Genomic DNA, 24,635 nt, shown 5'->3' with positions numbered 1-24,635 from the left:
CCCCATGACCGCCGCCAGCGACGCTGATTGGGTGGCGGATTTTATCCGTCATCTGGACAGCGAACGGCGGCTTTCCGCCAACACCGTCAAACATTACCGCCGCGATCTCGAACGCGCCCGTCAGGCCCTGGACGGCCTCCACTGGCGCCGCGTCACGGTGCATGATCTGCGCGCCCTGGTGGCGCGGCTGCACCGGGATGGTCTCGGCGGGCGAAGCCTGCAGCGTCTGCTGTCCACTTTGCGCACTTTTTTTCATTTCCTGATCCGGGAAGGCAGGGTCAGCGACAATCCCGCCCTGGATATTCGTGCTCCGAAAAGCGGCAAACGGCTGCCCAAGGCCCTGGACGCCGACCAAACCCGCCATTTGCTCGATAGCGAAGAGGCCAGCGGCACGCCGCTGGACCGGCGCGACCAGGCGATGATGGAGCTGCTCTATGGCTGTGGCCTGCGGCTGGCGGAACTGATCAGCCTGAATCTGGACAGCATCGACATCACCGCCGGCCAAGTACGGGTCACCGGCAAGGGCAACAAGACCCGCCTGCTGCCGGTGGGCAAGCCGGCCCTGGCCGCCCTGCGCCGCTGGCTGTCGGTGCGAGGCCAGCTCACCTCACCGGACCAGCCGGCTTTGTTCGTCAGCCAGCGCGGACGGCGGGTGTCACCGGCCACGGTGCAGCAGCGCCTGCGTCAGGCGGCGGTTAAGCGGGGCCTTGGCGAGCATCTGCACCCGCATAAGCTGCGCCATTCCTACGCCACCCACCTGCTCGAATCCTCCGGCGACCTGCGCGCGGTGCAGGAGTTGCTCGGCCACGCCAATCTCAGCACCACCCAGGTCTATACCCACCTGGATTTCCAGCATCTGGCACGGATCTACGACGACGCCCATCCACGCGCCCAGCGCAAGAAAGACGATTGATCACGGCGGGTTGATCGGGGATAGTGGATAGCCTGCTGCCCCGATCAACCCGCTGCTCTCCGATTCCCTATGACTGGACTGAAACTGATCACCTTCGACCTGGACAATACCCTCTGGCCGGTGGATGAGGTGATTCGTCAGGCGGAACGCACCTGCAGTGCCTGGATCGCCGAGCATCATCCGGAGGCGTCCGCGGCGCTGACCGCCGAGCGCATCCGCTCGGTACGTGACCGGCTGATCGGCGAGCAACCGGACTATCTCAATAATCTGACCCGGCTGCGCCGGGACGCCATGGCCCAGGCCTTTATCGAGGCCGGCTTCGCCGAGCGCGAGGCCCGCCACATTGCCCAGGATGCCTTTCTGGTATTCCACGAAGCACGCAATAAAGTCAGTTTTTTCCCCGGCGCGCTGGAAGTGCTGGAAACCCTGGCGGACAGCTACACCCTGGGCGCGCTCAGCAATGGCAACGCCGACCTGAAGCAAATCGGCATTCGTGATTTGTTTGCTTTCCATCATTCCGCGGAAAGCATCGGCAAACGCAAACCGGAAGCGGACATGTTCCATGCCGCCCTGCACAGCGCCGGCGTCAGCGCCACCCAGGCGGTGCACGTGGGCGACCATCCATTGGAGGATGTGGACGCGGCGCGCCAGCATGGTTTCCATGCGGTGTGGGCCAATCTGATCGATCTGTCCTGGCCTTCGGACCTGGATCAACCGAGCCATTACATTCACAACCTTCACGAACTCACCGACCTGCTGCCCCTGTTCGATGACTGATCAAACGCAACGCCTCACCACCCTGCTCGACCAACTGCAACGGGAACTGCAACGGCTGGATCTGTGGGAAACACAGCCACCGGCCCCCGAGGCGTTCGACAGCGTCACCCCGTTCTTCGCCGATACCATGGTATTCAGCCAGTGGCTGCAATGGGTGTTCATTGCCCGGTTCCGGGCCCTGCTGGAAGGGGAATACCCGCTGCCGGCGCAGTGCGACGTGGCACCGATGGCGGAGGAAGCGCTAAAGGATCTGCCTCAGGACACCGAGGCGCTGGTGACGGTGCTGAAGGAATTCGACGACCACTTTCCGGGGTAACCCGGCCTCGCGAACAAGAATTCCAAGGTTTCTACAAGGCCGCTGTAGGAGCTTGCCCCGCAAGCGAATCTTCTAGGGTCAAACCCTTCGCTTGCAGGGCAAGCTCCTACAGCGGCTTCGTAGTCCGGTCTGTGGGAAACGGCCGGGCGGCCCTCCGCTCAAGAGCCGCGACCGGTCCTCCTCCGATCAGCCCGCCATGGACAGAATCTTGTCCACCAGCTTCTCGATCCCCGCGGCGGCTTCCTTGATGCTGCCGGCTTCCATGTAGGCCGGCGTGGTCACCAAACGGTTTTCCTCATCAACGACAAAATCGTCCACCGGACACGGCTGATGACGCCCGCCCATCTGTTCAATGGCGGCGGCCACTTCGGTGTTGGAGCCGATGGTACAGGTGGCATCACCAAACAGCAGACCGGTCATGGTCGGAGAAATGCAGATCAGGCCCACGGGCTTGCCGGCCTTGTGCACGGCCTGGATGAAGTCCTTCACCGGCGGGTGGATACTCATCTCCGCCCCTTTGAAGGCGAAGTCACACAGGTTCTTGGCGACCCCGAAACCGCCAGGCACGATCAGGGCGTCATAGTCTTCCGCTTTCGCCTGACCCAGCTCGATCACTTCACCACGCGCCAGCCGCGCCGCTTCCTTGAGCACATTGCGGGTCTCGCCCTCATCCACTTCACCGGTGAGGTGATTGATCACATGCGCCTGATCGATGTCCGGTGCGATGCATTGATAGGCCACACCGGCCCGGTCCAGGGCCAGCAGGGTAATGGTGGTCTCATAGATTTCGCTGCCGTCATAGACGCCACAGCCTGCCAGTAATACGGCCACTTTCATGATTGCTCTCCTCGTATTTCGGATCCGTCACTGTCACCCCGCAACAACTGACCACTGCCAGCGCCGCAGGCCACCACGGATTTCATCATCTGCTCGACACCCACTTGCGGGTGCCGGGTCACCAGATCTTCGTGCACATGGTATATGAAACCGGTGGTGGGATTGGGCCCGGTGGGCACGAACACGGTCACCCGGCCATTGCCATGGTGCGAGGTTATCAAACCCATCACCGAGACGTCCGCTTGGCGTCCGTACAGCCATATCTGGGCCACTTCGCCCCGATGAAAAGGACTGTCCTCATCCTTGCCGAAAACCTGAAGAATGATTTCCTTGACCAGCCGGTAGCCCGGCAGCCGGATCATGGTGCGCGCCTCGAAGCGCTGCCACAACCAGCTTCCCAGGCGGGTCGCCACCAGGGTGCCCACCAGGAAACAGAACACCACCAGCACCGCCACCACCACCCAGTCAGCGGCGAACTTCGGCAATCCGAAGGTATGCACCACGAACCGGGTGAACGGCGCGATCAGGCTGGTGACCGCATCGTAAAGCCACTTGAAGAAGAACGCGATGATCGAGATCGGCAGCAGAATGATGACGCCGCCGATCAACGATTTGCGCACGAAAAACCAGAAACCTCGATCCGCTTTCATGGGGCTACTTCCGGAAACTGATACCAGATTTTGTTGACGTAAAGACAACGTTCCCCGGCGGGGGTTCTCACCCAGGCTTCGTCATCCTCCCGTTTACCAAGCAAGGCGCGGGCCAGGGGCGCGTCGACGCTGATGTAACCCTGTCCACCGTCGGCCTCATCCGGCCCGACCAGACGGTACCGATGAGTGTTGCCATCCTCGTCCTCCACTTCCACCCAGGCGCCAAAGAAAACCTTGCCGGTATCCTCCGGCGGCCGGTCCACCACCACCATGCCGTCCAGGCGTTTGCTGAGAAAGCGGATCCGGCGATCGATCTCGCGCAACTGCTTCTTGCCGTAGATGTACTCGGCGTTCTCCGAACGATCCCCCTGGGCGGCGGCCTCCTGTACCGCCTGCGTCACCTGGGGACGGGTTTCTTTCCACAGGGTCTGCAATTCCCGGTTCATGGCCTGATAGCCCTCGAGCGTGATGTATTTGGAACCCGGGGTGCCCCGGGGTCGCCAACGTCCCATAGCCTTCCTCAATGGATCAACCTTGCCGGCATTGGTAAACTGCCCGGCGCACATCGCGCTATCATCTCGCGATTGTTACGTCACAGCCAGCGGCGCCCCGCCGCCCTGGCGCCGATCGGCTTACCGAGTCCCCATCGAGGCTGATGAACCAAGGCTTTCAAACACGACTCTCACTGTAAGGTAACGCCCTATGTCCTTTCCCCGTGCACCCTGGCCGCACACCCGCATGCGTCGCATGCGCAAAGACGATTTTTCCCGCCGCATGATGCGCGAGTCCGTGCTCACTCCCAGCGACCTGATCTACCCCGTGTTCATCATCGAAGGCGAGAACCGTACAGAAACGGTGGCTTCCATGCCCGGCGTGGAACGCATGAGTATCGATCTGCTGTGCCGCGAGGCGGAGCAACTGGCGGCCCTGGGAGTACCGGCAATGGCGCTGTTCCCGTCCACTCCGGCGGAAGCCAAAAGCCTGGACGCGGCGGAAGCCTGGAACCCGGACGGCCTGGTGCAGCGCTGCACCCGCGCGATCAAGAAGGCGGTGCCGGAAATGGCGGTGATCACCGACGTCGCCCTGGATCCGTTCACCATCCACGGCCAGGACGGCATCCTCGACGAAGACGGTTATGTACTCAACGAGGAAACGGTACAAGCGCTGGTGCGCCAGGCTTTGTCCCATGCCGAGGCCGGCGCCGATTTCGTCGCGCCATCGGACATGATGGACGGCCGCATCGGCGAGATCCGCCAGGCACTGGAAGACAACCACTATATTCTCACCCGCATCATGGCTTACTCCGCCAAGTACGCTTCCGCCTACTATGGTCCGTTCCGCGACGCGGTGGGCTCCGCCGGCAATCTGGGCAAAGCGGACAAGAACACCTACCAAATGGATCCGGGCAACTCCGACGAGGCGCTGCACGAAATCGCCCTGGATCTGGCCGAGGGCGCCGACGTGGTGATGGTGAAACCGGGCATGCCTTATCTGGACGTCATCCGGCGGGTCAAGGACGAGTTCAAGGTGCCGGTGTTCGCCTACCAGGTGAGCGGTGAGTACGCCATGCACATGGCCGCGTTCCAGAACGGCTGGCTGGACGAGGACAAGGTCATGATGGAGTCCCTGCTGGCGTTCAAGCGGGCCGGCGCCAGCGGCATCCTGACTTATTTCGCCAAACGCGCGGCGCAAAAACTGGCGGAACGCAACTGAGACTCTGGTGAAGGAAGGCCGGAAACACACCGGCCTTCCCCTTCTCCATATCAGAACCGGTAACGCACATCCCCCAGGATCATCCGCCGCTCTCCATAACCGCAGTCATAGCCCTCGCCCCGGCACCAGGAAACGTATTCCTTGTCCGCCAGATTCTTGCCGGTAAGAGTGAAATCCCAGGGCCCGGTGGTGTAACCGATCATGGCGTCATACAACGTCACCGACGGCACCTCGGGCCCAACACCATTTCCGTAATCGTAGCCAACAGTCGTGCCCTGGTAGCGGACACCGGCACCGAAGCGCAAGCCGTTCTCCATTTCGTATTTACCCCAGGCGGAGGCAACTTCCTCGGCGACGAAGGGCAGCCGCTCCCCGCTGGTATCCTGCTTGGCGTCCAGTTTGGTGTAGCTCGCCAACAGGCTGAGGTTGCGCCACCGCTTCTTGATACCGACTTCCCAGCCGTCGGCGGTGGCACCGGTTTGATCCACCTCCTGGGGGTTGGTCCCCGACGTCATGACCCGGTTGGTTTCCTCGATATCGAACCAGGCGGCGGTGACTTCCCAATCCTTGGCGGGTGAAAGGTACTTGATGCCCGCCTCGCGCTGTTCACCGGTGGTGGGATCGAGCGACTGACCACCGGAGGTCCCCAGATTGGGAACAAACGATTCCGAATAGCTGATGTAGGGTGACAAACCAAAATCGAACCGGTACATCAGGCCGAGACGGCCGGTGGTGGCGTGATCGTCCTTGTCGGTGTCCGCGCCATTCACCACCAGCGTGGTGCTGGTGGTGTCGTCATAACGCAGGGCGCCGGCCACCACCACGCGGCCCACTTCCATGTGATCGACCAGGTAAACGCCCGTCTGTTTCAGCTCATTGTCGTTCATGTCCTGAGGATCAAGGGCCGCGTAATTGACGTCGCCGTAGACCGGATCGTAGACGTTGATCGGCGTACCCACCCCGGAGAAGGTGTTGTCCTCGGTCCAGAGCGCGTCCTGCCGATCCACTCCGATTACGATGTTGTGGTGGGTAACGCCCACGTCGATGTTACCTTTGAGGCGGACGTCGAAGTTCAACACCTCCGTGCCCTTGTCGGACATGTAGATGGCCCGGTTGATCATGCCGTCGGCATCCGGCGGGGAGCCGATGGCGGCCCAATGCTCCCGGGTCTCGGTGTCACTCTCCGAATAACGTGCGGTCAGGCCGATGGACCATTGCTCGTCAAGACGCTGATCGACCAGCAGCGAAACCTCATCCCGGCGGCGGTCATAGCGGTCCCAGTCGGGCTCGCCGACAAAGGTTTCGGACCCGATATCACCCAACGGACCGGGATCGATGGTGCCCTCGGACGGCAGAAACTGGGCGGACACCGCCCCGTTATCCTCCTGACTGTTGAACAACAGGCTGATGGTGGTGTCATCGGTGGGCAGCCAGGTGATGGACGGCGCGAACAAATAGCCATCGTCGTCGACGTGGTCCACCTGCGTGCCGCTGTCACGCTTGAGGGCCACCAGCCGATACAACAGCCTGCCATCTTCCGACAGAGGGCCGGTGACATCCGCGGCGATCTGCTTGCGATCGAACGAGCCCACCTGCGCCCACAGCTCCCCCTGCTTTTCCGCCTTCGGCAATTTGGAAACGGCATTGATGATACCGCCCAGTTCCGATTGTCCATACAGGACCGAAGAAGGCCCCTTGAGAACCTCGATACTTTCCAGGGCGTACAGGTTGGGGCGCACCGTATTGTAGGAACCGTACAGATAACGCAGCCCGTCGACATAGAACGACGGCTCCATCCCACGCACCTTGGCCGAGTCGATCCGGGTATCGAAGCCGAAGTTACCGCTATGCACACCGGGCGAATACAGCAAGGCATCCTGGATATTCTTGGCGCCGGTATCTTCCATGGTTGCCCGGTCCACCACCTCGATGGCGAACGGCTGGCGTTCCACCGCCACCGGCAGTTTGCCGCCCGCGGCGGGCCGGTCCAGCGTAATGTAGTTTTCGCGCTCGGGAGCGTCCGTGCTCACCTCCACCGGGTCGAGTACATTGGTGGCCGCCTCGGCCAGGGCCAGGGATGGTGAAAAAGCCCAAAGGGGCAGCAATACCCCGGCCAAACCAAGGGGACGGCCCCCACCGCGCACCCCGGTCACTGTGTGATGATTCATGATGACTCCCATACTGCATGGACATTGGCAAGATCATCAAATGATAACAATTATCAATACGATAAGCATTAGTATATTAATTTCACAAACTTGCATTAATCCTTCTTGACGCTGCTGGCGATGCCCCCTGCCACCTACCCCGGACGTGACCACCACAATCCATGGTCTAAACGAAAATCTATTTGGTGGCTGTCATTGCCATGTCATATTAGTGTCATCCAATAGAGGGCCTCTCCCCGGGCCAGGATGTCATCATGAACGCCAACGCCAATCAGCCGTCCATGGACTTGAGCAACCCCGACAACTACATCAACCGCGAACTTAGTCTGCTGCAGTTCAACCTGCGGGTGCTGGAGCAGGCCATGGATGAGCGCCATCCCCTGATGGAGCGCCTCAACTTCCTGCTGATTTTCTCTTCCAACATGGATGAGTTTTTCGAGATCCGGGTCGCGGGGTTGCGCAATCAGATGGAAACCGGCACCGGCACACCGGGACCGGACGGTATGCTGCCTCAAGAGGTGCTGGCGGAGATCTCGCGCATTACCCACGAAGCGGTGCAGCGCCAATACCACATCCTGCAGGACATCCTGCTGCCGGCCCTGGCCGAGGAAGGCGTCCACTTCCTGCGCCGCGAGCATTGGACGGAAGCCCAGGCCGAGTGGGTCAAGAAATACTTCCGTGACCAGGTCTACCCCGTGCTCACGCCCATCGCCCTGGACCCGGCCCACCCGTTCCCGCGACTGGTCAACAAGAGCCTCAATTTCATCGTGCCACTGGACGGCAAGGACGCCTTCGGCCGTTCCACCGGTCTGGCCATCGTGCCGGCACCACGATCATTGCCTCGCCTGATCCGGCTGCCCGATGAGGTGTGCGAAAACGGCGACGATAATTTCATCTTCCTCTCTTCCATGATCCATGCCCACGTCAGCGATCTGTTTCCAGGCATGAAAGCCACCGGCTGCTACCAGTTCCGCGTCACCCGCAACGCGGATCTGGAGGTGGACGAGGATGTGGAGGATCTGGCCAGCGCGCTCAAAGGGGAGTTACTGTCCCGGCGCTACGGCGACGAGGTAAGGTTGGAAGTGGCGGATAACTGCCCTCAGCATCTGATCGACTATCTGCTGGAACAGTTCGAACTGGGCCAGGTGGATGCCTATAAGGCCAATGGGCCGGTGAACCTGGCGCGCATGTTCACCAGCGTCAACCGGCCGCGCCTGCACTACCCGCCATTCACGCCCCGGGTGCCGGCACCGGTGCGCAAATACGAAAGCATTTTCGATGCCATCGACCAGGGCGATATCCTGCTGCATCACCCGTTCGAGAGCTTCAGCCCGGTGGTCAATCTGTTGGCCGAAGCGGCCCGGGATCCCAAGGTTCTGGCGATCAAACAAACCCTGTATCGCACCGGTACCAACTCGGAGATTCTCGATCATCTGGAGACCGCCGCCCGTAATGGCAAGGAAGTCATCGCGGTGGTGGAACTGCGCGCCCGCTTCGATGAGGAGTCCAACATCGAGGGGGCCCGCCGCCTGCAGGAGGCCGGCGCCATCGTGGTATACGGCGTGGTGGGCTATAAAACCCACTCAAAAATGCTGCTGGTGCTGCGCCGGGACGGCGACGGCATGAAACGCTACGCGCATCTGGGCACCGGCAACTATCACACCAAGACCACCAAGTTCTACACTGACTACGGGCTGCTCACCGCCGAGCCGGGAATCTGCCAGGACGTGCACAAGATCTTCCAGGAACTCACCGGCATGGGTAAGGCGGCACGGCTCAAGCAACTCAAGCATGCGCCGTTCACCCTGCATCCAAGCCTGATGGAATGGATCGAGTTCGAGACCGAGCAGGCCCGTGCCGGCAAACCGGCGCGGATCATCGCCAAGTTCAACTCCCTCACCGAAGAGCACATCATGCAGGCGCTGTACCGGGCCAGTCAGGCGGGGGTGGAGATCGATTTGATCGTGCGAGGGATCTGCTGTCTGCGACCGGGCATTCCCGGCCTGTCGGAAAATATCCGGGTCCGCTCCATCATCGGCCGCTTCCTGGAACACACCCGTATTTATCATTTTCACCACGCTGGCGAGGATCTTGTGTACTGCGCCAGTGCCGACTGGATGGACCGCAATCTGTTCAACCGGGTGGAAACCTGCTTCCCGGTCAATGACCCCAAACTCAAGAAACAGATATTGGAGGAAGGCCTGCACTTCTATCTGCGCGATAATACCCAGGCCTGGTTGCTGAGCGCGGACGGCAGCTACCGGCGGGCCGAACCCGCCCCCGGCGAGGAGCCGTTCCTGGCTCAACAGGCCTTGTTGGAAGCACTCAGCAACGGTTGAAACCACCCTTGCTTCCTTGGTGGAGCGCGGCGGAGACTCTGCCTCCGCCGCGCCATTAGTACCCGAGTCAATCTCGTAACGGCAGATAGAGATCCGTTACCAGCTCGTGCTCCGGGGTTTCCGGCATCAGATTCAGATAGTGAAAGAACAACGGAAAATCCCTTAGCTCCTCGCCGCTTTCCGGCAGCCATTCCCGGTAAAGGAAGTACGCGCCATCGCCGATACGATCATGGGAACCGAAATGCCGTACCACGGCGCAACGGCCGGCGGGAATCACTTTGTTCCTCACGCCCTGAGGGTTTTCCGGCACTTCAGCGCCCACCGTCCCACACACCTCGAAGCGGAACTGCTCTGGCGCCGCCAAAGCGGGATCATCGTGCGCCAGGCCATAGGTGGCACTGGTTTTTACCGGCGACAGACCGGTTTCCTTGCGCCACTGCATAAATCGTTTGGCGGTGTCGTTGACGGTCTCCGGGGGCCCTATGTGCTCCAGAGCCGCGACGCGGGTCTCGGGGAAATGAACGATCTTCACTTGCATATTGGCTGTCCTTGTTCGAATCGGGAAACGATACTGTTGATTCCACGGCTCCCAGGCCGGGTCTTGACGGAATTGAGTCGGTGTTTGCCCGAATGCCTGCTTGAACGCCCGTGAAAACGACTCCGGATTTTCGAAGCCCGCCTCCAGGGCTATATCAATAACGCGGGTATCATCTTCAAAGGCCAGTTGGTAAGAAGCCCGGCGCAACCGCATCAGTTGGATATAGCGGCATACGCTGATTCCGGCGTACAGGGAAAACTGGCGGTGAAAGTGGAACTTGGAAAAGTTCGCCACGCGGCTCAAATGATCGACCGACAGATCCTCGGACAAATGGTCATTGATGTAATCAAACACCAGCCCGAAGCGGTCGTCATACTTCACCGCTTTACTTTCAGCCATACCGCACCTCCTCAACACGCGGCCACTATGCCCGCGGGCGGCGGCGGCATCCTGACCGAAATTGCTGAGTTTCGGGGAAAAACCGGGGCGCGCGCCCCGGTGGATCAGATCACCACAAGACGGTAGTCGCTGCTCTGGAAGAATTCCTGCTCCTGTTCCAGATCCGCCTGGGTCAGCGGGTGTTCCTCCAGCCAGCCTTGCGGGAAGCTCAGCGTCAATACCTTGCCGTCGGCGACCAGGCTTAACGGCGGCAGCGGCTCGGCGCTGCGCGCATGATGCAGGCGACAGGCCAGACGCAGCAGCAGGCACAAGCGCAGCAGCGGTTCCCGTTCTTCATCGTCCCATTCCGACAGCGCCGACAGCGGCAACTTGCGGCGGTGGCCGCGCACCAGCAGCGCCACCGCCGCCTGTTCCTGACGCGAGAAACCGGGCAGGTCGGCGTTGGAAAGCATATAAGCGCCATGCTTGTGGAACTGGCTGTGAGAGACGGTCAGGCCCACTTCATGCAATAACGCCGCCCAGCGCAGGGTATCCAGCAGCGCCTCATCATCCAGCGACCACGCCTCCGCCACCGACCGATGCAACGCCATCACGGTGTCGTGTACCCGGCGCGCCTGGGCCGGCTCCACCCGGTAGCGGTCCATTACCGCCTGCACGCTGCGCTCACGGACATCCTCATGGGTAAAACGCCCCAGCAGGTCATAGAGCAACCCTTCGCGCAGGGCGCCGGCGGATACCGTCATATGGGTAATGCCCAGCTGCCGGAAGATCCCCAGCAGGATGGCCAGCCCGGAGGCAAAAATCGGCTTGCGGTCCTCGCGTAAGCCTTTCAGGGACAAGGCGTCCGCGGACCCGGCTTTCACCACTTTGCGAGCGATTTTCTCCAGCGCTTCCAGGGTAATGCCATGATCAGTGAGGCCTCCTTCCTCACACACCTGGGCAATGGCTTTGATAGTGCCGGAGGCACCCACCGCCTGAGTCCATCCCATCCGCCGGTAATTGGCCTCGATCGACAGCACTTCCTGGCGAGCGGCGGTGACCGCTCTGGCCATGCCCGCCTCGGTGATACGGCCATCGGCGAAGAAGCGTTGGCGGAAACTGACACAGCCCATATGCAGGGACTCGGTCTCCACCGCCTCGAACCCTTCGCCGATAATCAGTTCACTGGAACCGCCGCCGATGTCCACCACCAGCCGGCTGCCGCCATTGGCGGCGAGACTGTGAGCCACCCCCAGGTAAATCAGGCGAGCTTCTTCACGGCCGGCCACCACCTCGATGTCATGGCCAAGAACCTGCTCGGCACGGGCGATAAACGCCTTGGCGTTACGCGCCATGCGCAGGGTGTTGGTGCCCACTACCCGGACATTGCCCCGGCGCACTCCGGTGATCCGCTGAGCAAACCGGGCCAGACACTCCAGTGCCCGCTGTTGGGTTTCCTCATCCAGTCGGTTGTCCCTGTCCAGACCGCTGCCCAGCTGCACCTTTTCCGAGAGACCTTCCAGCAGGCGTACTTCTCCCTGATCCTGACGCGCCACCACCATATGAAAACTATTGGAGCCCAGATCGATGGCCGCCAGTTGCTCGCCTTGTCGCAAATTGTTCCCTCTCTGCCAAGCTGCGGAAATGGCGACCGTCACCGGCGCGCCCCGTGGTTTGATTTTCGGCGCCGCAACGGCGCGCCGCAACCAGCAATCGCCCCCGTCATAGGGTCCGGCTGTCAGCGTAATCGACCTTCACGCTTGAAATCCCACGTTGGCGGCCCGATAGTATCAATCCCGCGAAACCCTTAAGCAGGAGATATTCATGAGCGGCGAGATTATCAACGTGACCGACGCCGACTTCGAGGACAAGGTCCTCAAGGCGGACGGTCCGGTTCTGGTGGACTACTGGGCACCGTGGTGCGGCCCGTGCAAGATGGTGGCGCCGATCCTGGAAGACCTGTCCAAGGAATACGCCGACAAGCTGACCATCGCCAAGCTGAACATTGACGAGAACCCGGATACCCCGCGCAAATACGGCGTACGGGGCATCCCGACCCTCACCGTGTTCAAGAACGGCGACGTCGAAGCCACCAAAGTGGGCGCGCTGTCCAAGTCCCAGCTCTCCGCTTTCCTGGACAGCACCCTGTAGTACGCTGTCAGTCCCGGCCAGCCCGTAATCAATTCGTCTCCTATCCGTTTGATTATGGGCTGGACAGGCGCCGACCCACGGTGGTACATTCCAAAACCAGCGTTTTCGCACCCTCAAGCAGGGGATCTCTAATTCATTTGTTCTTGAGTTAAGATTCACCCATGGCCTCGCGTCAGGGGCGGCATCGGTGGGTGATTTTCGGCAGGGAGACATCCCTTCATTACCCATGATTCGACAACAGGCCTGAGCACGCCGGCCGGATGTCCTGATATTTCCCACCGAAACCTCACGAACCAATCAATTAGAGATTTCCACGGCTTTGCCGGCTAAGCGCTCCAGAACGACGTGCCCTCATCGTAGGGACAACGAATCCGGTAACCGGACTTTCATAAAACAACACCGTCCCCAGGTGTTTTCCAATCATTCATTCTCTAGACACCCAACACACCAATGAATCTGACCGAACTGAAGCAGAAGCCTATTGGCGAACTCCTGGACATCGCCAAGGAACTGGGCCTGGAAAACCTGGCCCGTACCCGCAAACAAGACGTCATCTTCTCGATTCTGAAGAGAGCCGCCAAAAACGGCTCGGACATTTACGGCGACGGCGTCTTGGAGATTCTTCAGGATGGCTTTGGCTTTCTACGTTCCGCCGAAGGCTCCTATCTGGCGGGACCGGATGACATCTATGTGTCACCGAGCCAGATTCGCCGCTTCAACCTGCGTACCGGCGATACCATTTCCGGGAAGATCCGGCCTCCCAAGGATGGCGAACGCTATTTCGCCATGCTCAAGGTCAACGAGATCAACTTCGACAAGCCGGAAAACGCCAAGAACAAGATTCTGTTTGAAAACCTGACGCCGCTGTTTCCCACCGAGCGGTTGGTCATGGAAGTGGGCAACGGCTCCACCGAGGACATCACCGCCCGGGTGATCGATCTGGTGGCACCGATCGGCAAAGGCCAGCGCGGCCTGATCGTGGCCCCGCCGAAAGCCGGTAAAACCATGCTCCTGCAGAACATCGCCCACTCCATCGCCCGCAACAACCCCGAATCCCACATGATCGTGCTGCTGATCGACGAACGTCCCGAAGAGGTGACGGAGATGTCGCGCACGGTGCGCGGTGAGGTCGTGGCCTCCACCTTCGACGAGCCGCCGGCCCGTCACGTCCAGGTGGCGGAAATGGTGATCGAAAAGGCCAAACGCCTGGTCGAGCACAAGCAGGACGTGATCATCCTGCTGGATTCCATTACTCGTCTGGCGCGTGCCTACAACACCGTGCAGCCCAGCTCCGGCAAGGTTCTGACCGGCGGTGTGGATGCCCACGCCCTGGAGAAACCGAAACGTTTCTTCGGCGCCGCCCGGAACATCGAGGAAGGGGGCAGCCTGACCATTCTCGCCACCGCGCTGGTGGAAACCGGTTCCAAGATGGACGAGGTGATCTACGAGGAGTTCAAGGGCACCGGCAACATGGAACTGCACCTGGACCGTAAGGTATCCGAAAAGCGTGTATTCCCGGCCATCAACATCAGGAAGTCCGGTACCCGTCGCGAAGAGCGGCTGGTCAGCGAAGACGAATTACAGAAGATGTGGATCCTGCGCAAAGTGCTGCATCCGATGGATGAGATCGGTGCCATGGAGTTCCTGCTGGATCGGATGAAACAGACCAAGACCAATCTGGAATTCTTCGAGTCCATGAAGCGCAAATAATCCGCGCTGACCTCGAGAAAGACAGCGAAAGGCCCGCCCCGGATACCCGAGACGGGCCTTTCGCGTTTTCACACCGGCTTATTTGCCGGCGGTGAGCGTGTTGTAGCTGGTCATCAGATTCCGGTAATCCGGAATATGTTTCGAGAACAACGCTCCCAGGCCTTCAACGTCGTTACGCCAATCACGGTGCAATTCGCAGGCGGTACCGAACCAGGTCATCAGTTGGGCCCCGGCGGCGGACATCCGGTCCCAGGCAGCATCCCGGGTAAGCGGATCGAAGGTACCGGAGGCATCGGTAACCACGAATACATCGAAATCCTCCTCCAGTGCCGACAGCGCCGGAAAGGCCACGCACACTTCCGTCACCACACCCGCGATGATCAGCTGCTTCTTGCCGGTGGCTTTCACCGCCTTGACGAAGTCCTCGTTATCCCAGGCGTTGATCTGCCCCGGCCGGGCAATATACGGCGCATCGGGGAACAGTGCTTTCAGCTCCGGGATCAGCGGGCCGTTGGGACCATCCTCGAAGCTGGTGGTCAGAATGGTGGGCAGATTGAAGTACTTGGCCAGGTCCGCCAGTGCCAGCACGTTGTTGTTGAACTTGTCCGGCTCGATGTCCCGAACCAGCGACAACAAGCCCGCCTGATGATCAACCAATAACACGGCGGCATCGTCTTTATTCAAACGGTTGTATTGCTTACCCATGATCAATCTCCTCAATTGGTTTGCCTTGCCCGTTGGGTTATCGCTGCCGACAACCTCGTCGAAGGATCAAGATGTCGCGGATGCGAACATCTTGATGATCATGTTATTAATAGGACTCCGAGTCGTGTAGATAGCAAATCTGCCACTCAGTGTTCTATTAATGGAACGATAACAGGGTTGATCTTGGAAAACCTCAACGACCTCTATTACTACGTGAAAACCGTGGAGCACGGCGGTTTCGCCCCCGCCGGTCGCGCCCTTGGCCTGCCCAAGTCCAAACTCAGCCGGCGTGTGGCGGCGCTGGAGGAACGCCTGGGCGTGCGCCTGTTACACCGCTCCACCCGGCATTTCTCCGTTACGGAGATCGGACGCACCTACTACGATCACTGCAAGGCAATGCTGGTGGAAGCCGAAGCCGCCCAGGACGCCATAGATAGCGTACGCGCCAGTCCCAAAGGCGTCATCCGGCTGACCTGCCCGGTAACCCTGCTGCATGTGCATATCGGCGCCTTTCTGGCGGATTTCATGACCCGCTACCCGGAAGTCACCGTGCATCTGGAAGCCACCAATCGGCGCGTGGATGTGATCAACGAGGGCATTGATGTGGCGATTCGCGTGCGCCCCCCGCCTTTGGAAGACAGCGATCTGGTGCTGAAGGTGCTCTCGGACCGCCACCCTGCAATGGTGGCCAGCCCGGCAATGGTGGCGCGTCACGGTCTGCCGGTGACGCCGGAGGCGCTGAGCGAATGGCCGAGCCTGGCGCTGAGCAATCCGCAATCCAGCTATGTCTGGGTTCTGTACGGTCCCAATGAGCACCAGGCCACCGTGCCCCACCATCCCCGCTTCGTCACCACCGACATGATCGCCCTGCGTCGGGCCGCGGTGGCGGGAGTCGGCGTGGTGCAATTACCGTTACTGGCCGTGCGCCGGCAGTTGGATGACGGCAGCCTGATCCATCTGCTGCCGGACTGGGCACCGCGCCGGGATATCATCCACGCCGTGTTTCCATCACGACGGGGGCTGCTACCCGCGGTGCGGACCCTGATCGACGAGCTGGCTCTGTTTTACCAGTCCTTCGAGGAACGCTGAGCGAATGGCCGGCCGTGACATCACAACCCGCGGACGGAATCAGCGGATAAACAGCCAGTAGAACAGCGCGCCGATCATCAGCCACTTGAGAATGTAGTAGAGGCGGCGGTTGCGCTTTTTCAGATCCTTGGCTCTGGCCCGGGCCTTGTAGACCACATCGAACACCTTATTGAGCAAGCCGACACGGTCGCCTGCCACATTTTCCGTGCTGGTGGCACGCACCACCACGGTCTTGAAGACCCGATTGATGGCCGTGGCAAAACGGTAACGCAATGGCCGTTCCACATCGCAGAACAGGATCAGCCGATCCTGATCGGTGTTGTTTTCCGCCCAATGGATGAAGGTTTCATCGAACACCACGTCCTCACCGTCGTGCCAGACATGCCGCTCACCGTCGACGTAGATGGCGCAACGGTCGTCGTTGGGGGTCACCAGGCCCAGGTGATAACGCAGGGAGCCCGCGAACGGGTCACGGTGTTTTCCCAGCTTGGCGCCGGCGGGCAGCATGGCGAACATGGCGGCGTTGACGCTGGGCACCTGGTTGACCAGCGCCACCGAACGGGGGCAGAGCGCCTCGGCGGAAGGCTGGGAATCGTCGTACCATTTGAGATAGAAGCGTTTCCAGCCGGTACGGAAAAACGAATGAAACGCCAGGTCATTATCGCTGGCGGCCTGGCGAATATAGCCCTCGTCGAACAGCCTCATGGCCTCGTCGCGGAATACTTCCCAGTTGTCGCGCAGTAGATCCAGATCGGGAAAGGCGGAGCGATCCAGCAGCGGCGTGTTTTCCACATCGCTGGTGGCGTATACGAAGCAGTTATAGGGCCCCATGATGGTGGAATGATCCAACAACTGGCGGCTGAATGAATGCCGGATCCGACCGCGGAAGTGCACATAGGTCCCGCACACAATGAAGGTGTACAGCACCAGCATCTTCCCTGACCATAACCATGCCACGAGTCATCCTCCCCTGGGTTGGTGGCGGCGTACGAACGGGTATTGTACACCCGGACTGTGGCAACATAGTGTTCACATTTTTCTATCACCTTGACCGGGAAAGTAAATCGCCCATGAAATACCGCGATCTGCGCGACTTCATTCAGCAACTGGAACAGCAAGGCGAATTAAAACGGATCAAAGCCGCCGTGGACCCGCGCCTGGAAATGACGGAAATCTGCGACCGCACCCTCAAGGCCGGCGGCCCGGCGTTGTTGTTCGAAAACCCCAAGGGCTTTTCCATTCCGGTTTTGGGCAATCTGTTCGGCACCGAACGCCGGGTGGCGCTGGGCATGGGCCGGGACTCCATTGACGAACTGAGAGAATTGGGAGAGTTATTGGCGTTTCTCAAGGAGCCGGAGCCGCCCAAGGGATTCCGTGACGCCTGGAGCAAGCTGCCCATCTTCCGCAAAGTCCTGAGTATGGGGCCGAAGCTGCTGAGCAGCGCGCCCTGCCAGGAACAGGTCCTCGAAGGCGGCGACGTGGACCTGTTCCAACTGCCGATCCAGACCTGCTGGCCGGAGGACGCCGGCCCCTTGGTGACCTGGCCGTTGGTGATTACCCGTGGCCCCAACAAGGAGCGTCAGAATCTGGGGATTTACCGCCAGCAACTGATCGGCCGCAACAAACTGATCATGCGCTGGCTGAGCCACCGCGGCGGCGCCCTGGACTTCCAGGAATGGCGTCAAGCCCATCCCGGGGAGCCGTTCCCGGTGGCGGTGGCGCTGGGCGCTGATCCCGCCACTATTCTGGGCGCGGTGACGCCGGTGCCGGATACCCTCAGCGAATACGCTTTCGCCGGGCTGCTGCGCGGCGGCAAGACCGAACTGATCAAGGCCATCGGCTCCGACCTGCAGGTTCCCGCCAGCGCCGAATTCGTGCTGGAAGGGCATATTTATCCCAATGAATACGCCGACGAGGGCCCCTTCGGCGACCATACCGGCTATTACAATGAGGTGGAGCGTTTCCCGGTCTTCACGGTGGAGCGCATCACTCACCGCCGCGCCCCGATCTACCACAGCACCTACACTGGCCGCCCCCCGGATGAGCCGGCGGTACTGGGTCTGGCGATGAACGAGATCTTCGTGCCGATCCTGAAAAAGCAGTTCCCGGAGATCGAGGATTTCTACCTGCCGCCGGAGGGCTGCTCCTATCGTATGGCGGTGGTGACCATGAAGAAGCAATACCCCGGCCATGCCAAAAGGGTAATGATGGGGGTGTGGTCGTTCCTGCGGCAGTTCATGTACACCAAATTCGTCATTGTCTGCGACGACGACGTCAACGCCCGCGACTGGAAGGACGTGATCTGGGCCATTACCACCCGCATGGACCCGCGACGTGACACCGTGCTGGTGGACAATACCCCCATCGACTATCTCGATTTCGCCTCCCCGGTGGCGGGACTGGGCTCGAAGATGGGACTGGACGCCACCAGCAAATGGCCCGGCGAGACCGACCGCGAATGGGGGCGAGCCATTACCATGAGCGAAACCGTGAAGACGCGGGTGGACGAGATCTGGGACAGCCTCGGCATCGATTAGCGGTCTGTCCTCGGAGATCGCGGCTCATAAGCCGCGATTTGCCCGTTGCCCGGCACCGACGAGGACGCGACGATGAGCTGGAACCCGCAAGACATGCCGGAGCAACAATCCCGCACCGCCGTGGTGACCGGCGCCAACAGCGGCATCGGCTTCGAAACCGCCCTGGCGCTGGCCGATAAGGGCGCCCGGGTGGTTCTGGCGTGCCGCGACCTGGCCAAGGCGGAAGCGGCCCGGGAAAGGATCCATGAGAAGACCGGCGGACGCGGCGAAATACAGATCGTGGAACTGGACCTGGCCAGCCTGAACAGCGTGCGACGTGCCGCCGATACGCTGCGCGAACGCTATCCCCGGCTGGATTTGCTGATCAATAACGCCGGTGTCATGTGGCTGCGTCAAGGCCGCACCGAGGATGGCTTCGAGCGCCAGTTCGGCGTCAATCACCTCGGCCACTTCGCCTTGACCGGTCTGCTGTTGCCGGCGCTGCGCGACGTGCCGGATTCCCGCATCGTCACTGTCAGCAGCCTGGCCCACAAAGCCGGCCGGCTGCATTTGGATAACCTGCAGTTGGATGGCCGCTATGGCCGGCAACGGGCCTATGCCCAGTCCAAACTGGCCAATCTGTTGTTCTCCCTGGAACTGGAAAGACGGCTGCGCGCGGCGGAGGCCTCGACGCTCTCCGTGGCTTGCCACCCTGGCTTCGCCAATACCAATCTGGCGGAATCCGGCGTTGCCCGGGAAAGCCCGTTCGGGGTGGGCTATATCGCTCGCTGGCTGTGGCCCTTCTTCACCCAGAACGCCGCCCGCGGCGCCACGCCCACACTCTATGCCGCCACCAGTCCGCAAGTGCAGGGCGGCGGTTATTACGGCCCCGCTTACCTTAAGGAAGCGGTGGGCCCGCCAACACTGGTGCACCCCAGCCGCCGCGCCCGTGACACCGACGTCGCGGCCCGCCTGTGGGAGCAATCCGAGGCCCTCACCGGCGTCCGCTACCCCTGATCAGAACCGCATTATTGGTGACCGGCGCCTATCGCGGTCCCGCGGCCCGTCCGAGGGAAACCGTGCAACGAATTGGCAGGTGGGCGTGCGTGCCACGCAGCTGCTGGTGCTGGCTTCCTTTTTTCTTTTATGGCACGTTAGTACCATTAAAAAGAAAAACAAGGATTATCCATGTTGCCAACACTGTCACGACGCACCCTGCTACAAGCTCTGCTGGCCACCACTGGCGCCGCCGTACTGCCCTTCAGCTCCCGTGCCCTGGCCGGATCAGCCGCCTCCTGGCACAACTGGTCCGGCAACCAGAGCGCCGCACCGAAACAACTCCATTACCCCTCCAAGGCGAGCGAGCTGTCCCAGCTGTTGGTCAACAGTACCGGAACCGTGCGGCCCTTCGGTGGCAGTCATTCCTTCAGTCCGATCGTCCCCACCGAGGACACCCTGATCTCACTGGAGGCGTTCAACGGTCTGCGCGACCAGGATGACAACGGCAATCTGACCTTCGGCGCCGGCACCCGCCTGGGCGCGGCGTCCGCCCAGGCTTGGCAGGCGGGTTACAGCTTTCGCAACGAGCCGGACATCAATCTGCAGTCCCTGGCCGGCGCCATCGCCACCGGCACCCATGGCACCGGCATCACTCTGCCCTGCCTCAGCGGGCAAGTGGCGGGGCTGCAGCTGATGCGTCCGGATGGCGAGGAAGTCACGCTTACGGCCGCCGACGGCGACGCTTTCCTCGCCGCCTGTTGTGGTCTTGGCGCCCTGGGTGTGATAACCGCGGTGACGCTGCGCGCCGACCCCGCCTACCGTCTCCGCGAGCACACCTGGACCCTGCCGCTGGATGAGGCCATCGACTTCGTCGGCGCCAACCGGCACCGCTATCGCAACATCGAATTCTTTGCGTTCCCTCTGGGGCGCACCGCCATTATCAAAACCATGGAACTTACTGACAGCGCGGAGGAGGCATTGGAGCAGGACGACAGCAACGACTTGCTGGAAAAGGTCTGTGAGCTGAGTCTGCGGGCCCCCTGGCTCACCAGCACCCTGCAGAAACTGGTGACGCTGTTCGTCAGCGATGAGGAACGCCAGGGACCGGCCCATCGAATTTACGCCAATCGCCGCACGGTCCGCTTCAATGAAATGGAATACACGGTGCCCGCCGATGATGGCCTGGACTGCCTGCGCGAGGTCTGTGAGCGGATCCGCGATCAGGACATCAACGTGTTCTTTCCCATCGAATACCGCTACACCGCCGCCGACGACACCCTGCTGTCCATGTTCAGCGAACGTGCCGGCGCCAGTATTTCCGTGCATCAGTACTACAAACAGGACTACCAGCCGCTGTTCGACGCGGTGGAACCGATCTTTCAGCGCTTCGCCGGACGGCCTCACTGGGGTAAGTTGCACAGCCTCGACGCGACGCGCCTGCGCTCTCTCTACCCGCGCTTCGACGATTTCCTGGCGTTGCGTCGTGAGTTCGACCCCGAGGGCAGAATGCTCAACCCCTATCTGCGCCGGGTATTGGGTATCGAAACCGGAGGCCGCCAATGAAACGACGCCATTTCCTGCTTGCCCTGGCCGGCGGCGCGGCGCTGGCCTGGTGGCTCAAACCCGGTGATCAGGGCCACCCCCACGCGCCCTACTTTCAGACGCTCAACGATACTCTGCGCGAAGGCCCGGGGCGGCCGCTACTGCTGATTGACCGGGAACGACTGGCCGCCAACTGCGCGCAACTGATGGCCGGACTGCCGGCGGGCCGCCACTACCGCATCGTTGCCAAGTCTCTGCCCAGTGTCCCGCTGGTACGCGAAGTCATGGCGCTGACCGGAACACGCCGGGTGATGGTGTTTCACCAACCGTTCATCACCGCCATGGCGGCGGCGGAGCCGGACTGTGATCTGCTGCTGGGCAAGCCCATGCCCGTGAGCGCCGCCGCTCTGTTTTATCAGACGTTGCCCGCAAACGGTTTTGATCCGGACCGGCAATTGCAGTGGCTGATCGACAGCCGCGAGCGCCTGGAACAGTATCTCGCTCTGGCCCGGCGCTTGAACCGGCGGCTGCTGATCAATGTGGAAATCGACGTGGGCCTGCATCGTGGCGGCCTCACCGGAACCGAACAACTGGACGAGTTGCTGGCGTTGATCCACGCCCACCCCGAACACCTGGCCTTCAGCGGCTTCATGGGTTACGACGCTCAGGTGGGGAAACTGCCCGGCTGGATCGAGGACCGCGACACCAGTCTGCGCAAATCCCAGGATCGCTATCGTGCTTTCGTCGAGCGTCTGTATCAGCTGGAACCGGCCTACCGGAAACAATCGCTGACCTTCAACGGCGCCGGCAGTCCGACGCTGCGCTTGCACGGTGACGACACGCCATTGAACGAACTGGCCGCCGGTTCCTGTCTGCTCAAGCCCACCGACTTCGACCTGGATACCCTGGAGGACTTCCAGCCCGCCACCTTCATCGCCGCTCCGGTTCTGAAAAGACTACCGGGGCTGCAATTGCCTGGGCCGCTGCCCCTCGGCGAAATCTGGTCCTGGTGGGATCCGAACCGGCGCCAAACCTATTTTATCTACGGCGGTGCCTGGAAAGCCGAACCCGCCTCCCCGCAAGGCATTCGCGCCAATCCAGTGTATGGCATCAGCACCAACCAGATGATGTTCAACGGCGCCCCCGCCACCGCCCTGCGCGAGGACGACCAGATCTTTTTCCGTCCCACCCAGAGCGAGTTCGTGCTGCTGCAGTTCGGTGACCTGGCGGTTATCGAACAAGGCCGGGTACACGCCTGGTGGCCGCCCTTCCCGCAACAGCCGGAAACCGCTCCGGTTGCGGCAAGGACGGGCGCGGCAGACGCCACGTAAGCGCGGCGGGCAGCGACTGACCGGCCGGCATTTGAGCGGCCATCATCTGGTCCGCATAGTCCATCAGCAGCCGTCCTCTGAGCGGCGCGCCCAGCTGGCACCAGGTCACGCCCAGATTGAATACGGTGTTGGCGTCATCCCGGTTCCATACCAATGCGCGTTGGAAGCGACACAGAGCGCGGGGCCAGTCCCCGCGCCGTGCCCAATAGATTCCCTCGATACTGCACAAGGCCGCGTTCTCCGGGTAACGTTGCCGCAACCCTTGCAGCTCTTCCTCTGCCTGTTGCCAGCCCCCGCCATCGATCAGGCCGCGCAGGCGCAGCGCGTGTTCGCATCGCACGCTCATGATGATGTCCCTCCCCGTTGAGCCAGCCCGTGCCAATCGACCCGGCGAGTCAGAATCATCACCGCGGCCAGCGCCGCGAACAGCAACAACGACCCCATCAACAGCGCGTAGTCCTCGGCCATCAGGATGCCGAACAACAACCCCAATACGATCAACTGCGCCAGGGCGAATCCCCAGCCCGCCAGTTTCGACTTCAGCACCGCGCTCAGGTACACCCCGATCAGCCCCACGCAGGCCACCGCGCCCGAGACATAGGCCCAGACAAAGTCCACGTGCTCACCCAGCGCCACCAGCAGCAGGTAAAACATCGCCAGCGCCAGCCCCACCAGCAAATACTGCATCGGGTGCATGGCCACCCGGCGCATCACCTCGAACAGAAAGAAGGCGGCGAACGTCAGCCCGACAATCAGAAAGCTGTATTTCAATGCCCGCTCACTGGAAAGCAGACCGGTGACCGGCTGCACCAGGTCAACGCGCAAAAGCTGGCTGTCATCCCTGCAATGACCGTCGCTTTGCAGGCAGTCGATGGCGCTGGAAGCCGCCAGACTGTTGGTCTGCCAGCGGCCGATGAAACCGTCCTCGCTGACCTCCCGTTCCGCCGGCAGCATCAGTCCGGAGAAGCTCGGATGGGGCCAGTCGCCACGCAGGGTCATTCGGGTTTCCTTGGCCATCGGTAGCGCCGCCAGGCTGATGCTGCCATTCAGATTCAAACGCAGGCGCACCGTGAAGGGGCCGGACAAATCCTCCGGCAGAGGCGCCGCCACCACACCACCGCCTTGCAGAACGGAGGGCATCGACGCCGGTTCCACCAAAGGCAATGTCCGCTCACCGATACGCAACCTTGGCCGCTCCACCAGGCCACGCAGGTCACCAACCCGAAACACCAGCAGCGGCGTGCCGGACGATACGATGGAGGCATCCGCTTTGGCCGCCTGCAGCCATTCCGCCGGGAAACGCGCCTCCAGTTCAATCACGCTCTGATACACCGGTGTACCGTAAATGCCACGGTACAGCATGCGGCTTTGCAGATTGCCTTCGATGTCCAGGGTATCCGGCAGATAACGATCCAGATCACGGCGCAGCTTGCGGCGCGGGCTCACCGCTTCTTCCTCGGTGGCATCGCGGGTGCTCTCCGTCGCCCAGTACTCGCGCACGCGCGGCACCATCAACAGCGGCCCGACCAACGTCTGTTCCTTGGCGAATTGGTTGCTGATTTCGTAGCTCACCAGCCGTGCGCGGTTCTGGCGCTCATCGATTTTCACCTGAATCATCAACAGCGGACCAACCAGCACCAGCATCAGGCCGCAAATCATCAGGATTTTCCGTAGTGGACTGTAAGAAGCCATGGGTCACTCCCCTCTTTGGAGTGCCCAGCTTGCCCGCGCCGTTTGAGAGGAGTGTGGGGGTTTTGTGAGGATGGGACGCCTACACGCCGATTCGCTGCTGTGGGAGCTTTGCCCTGTCTGTGGGAGCTTGCCTGCAAGCGAATCTTTTAGGCCCAGGAACCCAATTCGCTTGCAGACAAGCTTGTATGGTTACCCGGCAAGTCTTAGAAAGAAGAGACTTGTCGGGGTGGAGGGACCAGGCAAGCTTCTGACCCTAGGGTACAGACTGTGG

The 24,635-nt window shown here is 61.2% G+C and carries 22 protein-coding genes; 12 read left to right on the top strand and 10 right to left on the bottom strand.

All coding sequences use genetic code 11. The annotated features are described in order from the left end of the window. The first annotated feature begins 4 nt into the window (after nucleotides 1-4). The 3 genes from xerC (at nucleotide 5) to CRO06_RS15650 (ending at nucleotide 2,006) form a co-directional block, all read left to right on the top strand. Complete coding sequence (gene xerC, locus CRO06_RS15660; protein WP_022994906.1) at nucleotides 5-913, top strand: tyrosine recombinase XerC; 909 nt, start codon at nucleotides 5-7, stop codon at nucleotides 911-913. A 69-nt stretch (nucleotides 914-982) separates the two neighbouring features. Beyond that, complete coding sequence (locus CRO06_RS15655) at nucleotides 983-1,690, top strand: HAD family hydrolase (RefSeq protein WP_022994905.1); 708 nt, start codon at nucleotides 983-985, stop codon at nucleotides 1,688-1,690. Further along, nucleotides 1,683-2,006: a YqcC family protein gene (locus tag CRO06_RS15650; protein WP_022994904.1), complete on the top strand. Its 324-nt coding sequence runs from the start codon at nucleotides 1,683-1,685 to the stop codon at nucleotides 2,004-2,006. The genes CRO06_RS15655 and CRO06_RS15650 overlap by 8 nt, the downstream gene beginning before the upstream one ends. A 186-nt stretch (nucleotides 2,007-2,192) precedes the next feature. On the opposite strand, the gene elbB is transcribed toward CRO06_RS15650, so the two are convergent. The 3 genes from elbB to greB are packed head-to-tail and all read right to left on the bottom strand — an operon-like array spanning nucleotide 2,193 to nucleotide 4,005. Then, nucleotides 2,193-2,843, bottom strand: coding sequence for an isoprenoid biosynthesis glyoxalase ElbB (gene elbB, locus CRO06_RS15645; protein WP_022994903.1), 651 nt, complete (start codon nucleotides 2,841-2,843; stop codon nucleotides 2,193-2,195). Continuing rightward, on the bottom strand, nucleotides 2,840-3,493 hold the full coding sequence (locus CRO06_RS15640; protein WP_022994902.1) for a DUF502 domain-containing protein: 654 nt from the start codon (nucleotides 3,491-3,493) through the stop codon (nucleotides 2,840-2,842). Before CRO06_RS15640 ends, elbB begins: the two co-directional genes overlap by 4 nt. Then, complete coding sequence (gene greB, locus CRO06_RS15635; protein ID WP_097058827.1) at nucleotides 3,490-4,005, bottom strand: transcription elongation factor GreB; 516 nt, start codon at nucleotides 4,003-4,005, stop codon at nucleotides 3,490-3,492. Before greB ends, CRO06_RS15640 begins: the two co-directional genes overlap by 4 nt. 190 nt (nucleotides 4,006-4,195) lie before the next feature. On the opposite strand from greB, the gene hemB reads away from it, so the two are divergent. Next, the gene (gene hemB, locus CRO06_RS15630; RefSeq protein WP_026948260.1) at nucleotides 4,196-5,206 is read left to right on the top strand and encodes a porphobilinogen synthase; all 1,011 of its coding nucleotides are present in this window, start codon (nucleotides 4,196-4,198) and stop codon (nucleotides 5,204-5,206) included. A gap of 50 nt (nucleotides 5,207-5,256) precedes the next feature. Here the strand turns inward: hemB and CRO06_RS15625 are convergent, their stop codons facing one another. Further along, entirely contained in the window at nucleotides 5,257-7,374 is a 2,118-nt protein-coding gene (locus CRO06_RS15625) for a TonB-dependent siderophore receptor (RefSeq protein WP_097058826.1), read from the bottom strand. A 254-nt stretch (nucleotides 7,375-7,628) separates the two neighbouring features. On the opposite strand from CRO06_RS15625, the gene ppk1 reads away from it, so the two are divergent. Beyond that, complete coding sequence (gene ppk1 / locus CRO06_RS15620; RefSeq protein WP_022994898.1) at nucleotides 7,629-9,713, top strand: polyphosphate kinase 1; 2,085 nt, start codon at nucleotides 7,629-7,631, stop codon at nucleotides 9,711-9,713. A gap of 67 nt (nucleotides 9,714-9,780) precedes the next feature. Here ppk1 and CRO06_RS15615 read toward each other — a convergent pair whose 3' ends face one another. Beyond that, nucleotides 9,781-10,650, bottom strand: a complete 870-nt coding sequence (locus CRO06_RS15615; RefSeq protein ID WP_022994897.1) for an AraC family transcriptional regulator — start codon at nucleotides 10,648-10,650, stop codon at nucleotides 9,781-9,783. Between the two features lie 104 nt (nucleotides 10,651-10,754). Then, nucleotides 10,755-12,245 (bottom strand): exopolyphosphatase, encoded by a 1,491-nt coding sequence (ppx, locus tag CRO06_RS15610; protein WP_022994896.1) that lies wholly within the window; start codon nucleotides 12,243-12,245, stop codon nucleotides 10,755-10,757. Between the two features lie 208 nt (nucleotides 12,246-12,453). On the opposite strand from ppx, the gene trxA reads away from it, so the two are divergent. Then, a complete protein-coding gene (trxA, locus tag CRO06_RS15605) occupies nucleotides 12,454-12,780 on the top strand; it encodes a thioredoxin TrxA (RefSeq protein ID WP_014996354.1) in 327 nt (108 codons plus the stop codon). Nucleotides 12,781-13,230: 450 nt separating this feature from the next. After that, nucleotides 13,231-14,490, top strand: coding sequence for a transcription termination factor Rho (gene rho, locus CRO06_RS15600; RefSeq protein WP_014996355.1), 1,260 nt, complete (start codon nucleotides 13,231-13,233; stop codon nucleotides 14,488-14,490). A gap of 78 nt (nucleotides 14,491-14,568) precedes the next feature. Here rho and ycaC read toward each other — a convergent pair whose 3' ends face one another. Then, nucleotides 14,569-15,195 carry an isochorismate family cysteine hydrolase YcaC gene (gene ycaC / locus CRO06_RS15595; protein ID WP_097058825.1) on the bottom strand — a complete coding sequence of 209 codons (627 nt, stop codon included), beginning with the start codon at nucleotides 15,193-15,195 and terminating at the stop codon, nucleotides 14,569-14,571. 177 nt (nucleotides 15,196-15,372) lie between these two features. On the opposite strand from ycaC, the gene CRO06_RS15590 reads away from it, so the two are divergent. After that, nucleotides 15,373-16,284 carry a LysR family transcriptional regulator gene (locus tag CRO06_RS15590; protein WP_244902844.1) on the top strand — a complete coding sequence of 304 codons (912 nt, stop codon included), beginning with the start codon at nucleotides 15,373-15,375 and terminating at the stop codon, nucleotides 16,282-16,284. Nucleotides 16,285-16,323: 39 nt separating this feature from the next. Here the strand turns inward: CRO06_RS15590 and CRO06_RS15585 are convergent, their stop codons facing one another. Further along, nucleotides 16,324-17,241, bottom strand: a complete 918-nt coding sequence (locus CRO06_RS15585; protein WP_233918318.1) for an aspartyl/asparaginyl beta-hydroxylase domain-containing protein — start codon at nucleotides 17,239-17,241, stop codon at nucleotides 16,324-16,326. Between the two features lie 113 nt (nucleotides 17,242-17,354). On the opposite strand from CRO06_RS15585, the gene ubiD reads away from it, so the two are divergent. The 4 genes from ubiD (at nucleotide 17,355) to CRO06_RS15565 (ending at nucleotide 22,672) form a co-directional block, all read left to right on the top strand. Continuing rightward, the gene (ubiD, locus tag CRO06_RS15580; protein WP_022994892.1) at nucleotides 17,355-18,821 is read left to right on the top strand and encodes a 4-hydroxy-3-polyprenylbenzoate decarboxylase; all 1,467 of its coding nucleotides are present in this window, start codon (nucleotides 17,355-17,357) and stop codon (nucleotides 18,819-18,821) included. Between the two features lie 72 nt (nucleotides 18,822-18,893). Further along, nucleotides 18,894-19,817 (top strand): oxidoreductase, encoded by a 924-nt coding sequence (locus tag CRO06_RS15575; RefSeq protein WP_097058824.1) that lies wholly within the window; start codon nucleotides 18,894-18,896, stop codon nucleotides 19,815-19,817. A gap of 171 nt (nucleotides 19,818-19,988) precedes the next feature. After that, nucleotides 19,989-21,362 (top strand): D-arabinono-1,4-lactone oxidase, encoded by a 1,374-nt coding sequence (locus tag CRO06_RS15570; RefSeq protein ID WP_097058823.1) that lies wholly within the window; start codon nucleotides 19,989-19,991, stop codon nucleotides 21,360-21,362. Beyond that, nucleotides 21,359-22,672, top strand: a complete 1,314-nt coding sequence (locus tag CRO06_RS15565) for an alanine racemase (protein WP_063140997.1) — start codon at nucleotides 21,359-21,361, stop codon at nucleotides 22,670-22,672. Before CRO06_RS15570 ends, CRO06_RS15565 begins: the two co-directional genes overlap by 4 nt. On the opposite strand, the gene CRO06_RS19955 is transcribed toward CRO06_RS15565, so the two are convergent. Both CRO06_RS19955 and creD read right to left on the bottom strand, forming a co-directional pair. Next, nucleotides 22,572-23,018: a tetratricopeptide repeat protein gene (locus tag CRO06_RS19955; RefSeq protein ID WP_055100497.1), complete on the bottom strand. Its 447-nt coding sequence runs from the start codon at nucleotides 23,016-23,018 to the stop codon at nucleotides 22,572-22,574. The two genes, CRO06_RS15565 and CRO06_RS19955, sit on opposite strands and share 101 nt — an antisense overlap. Further along, on the bottom strand, nucleotides 23,015-24,364 hold the full coding sequence (gene creD / locus CRO06_RS15560; RefSeq protein ID WP_097058822.1) for a cell envelope integrity protein CreD: 1,350 nt from the start codon (nucleotides 24,362-24,364) through the stop codon (nucleotides 23,015-23,017). Before creD ends, CRO06_RS19955 begins: the two co-directional genes overlap by 4 nt. Nucleotides 24,365-24,635 lie beyond the last annotated feature (271 nt).

It is taken from the genome of Alloalcanivorax xenomutans, from assembly GCF_900217905.1.
GTDB lineage: Bacteria > Pseudomonadota > Gammaproteobacteria > Pseudomonadales > Alcanivoracaceae > Alloalcanivorax > Alloalcanivorax xenomutans.
This window is presented reverse-complemented; position numbering and strand designations above follow the sequence as displayed.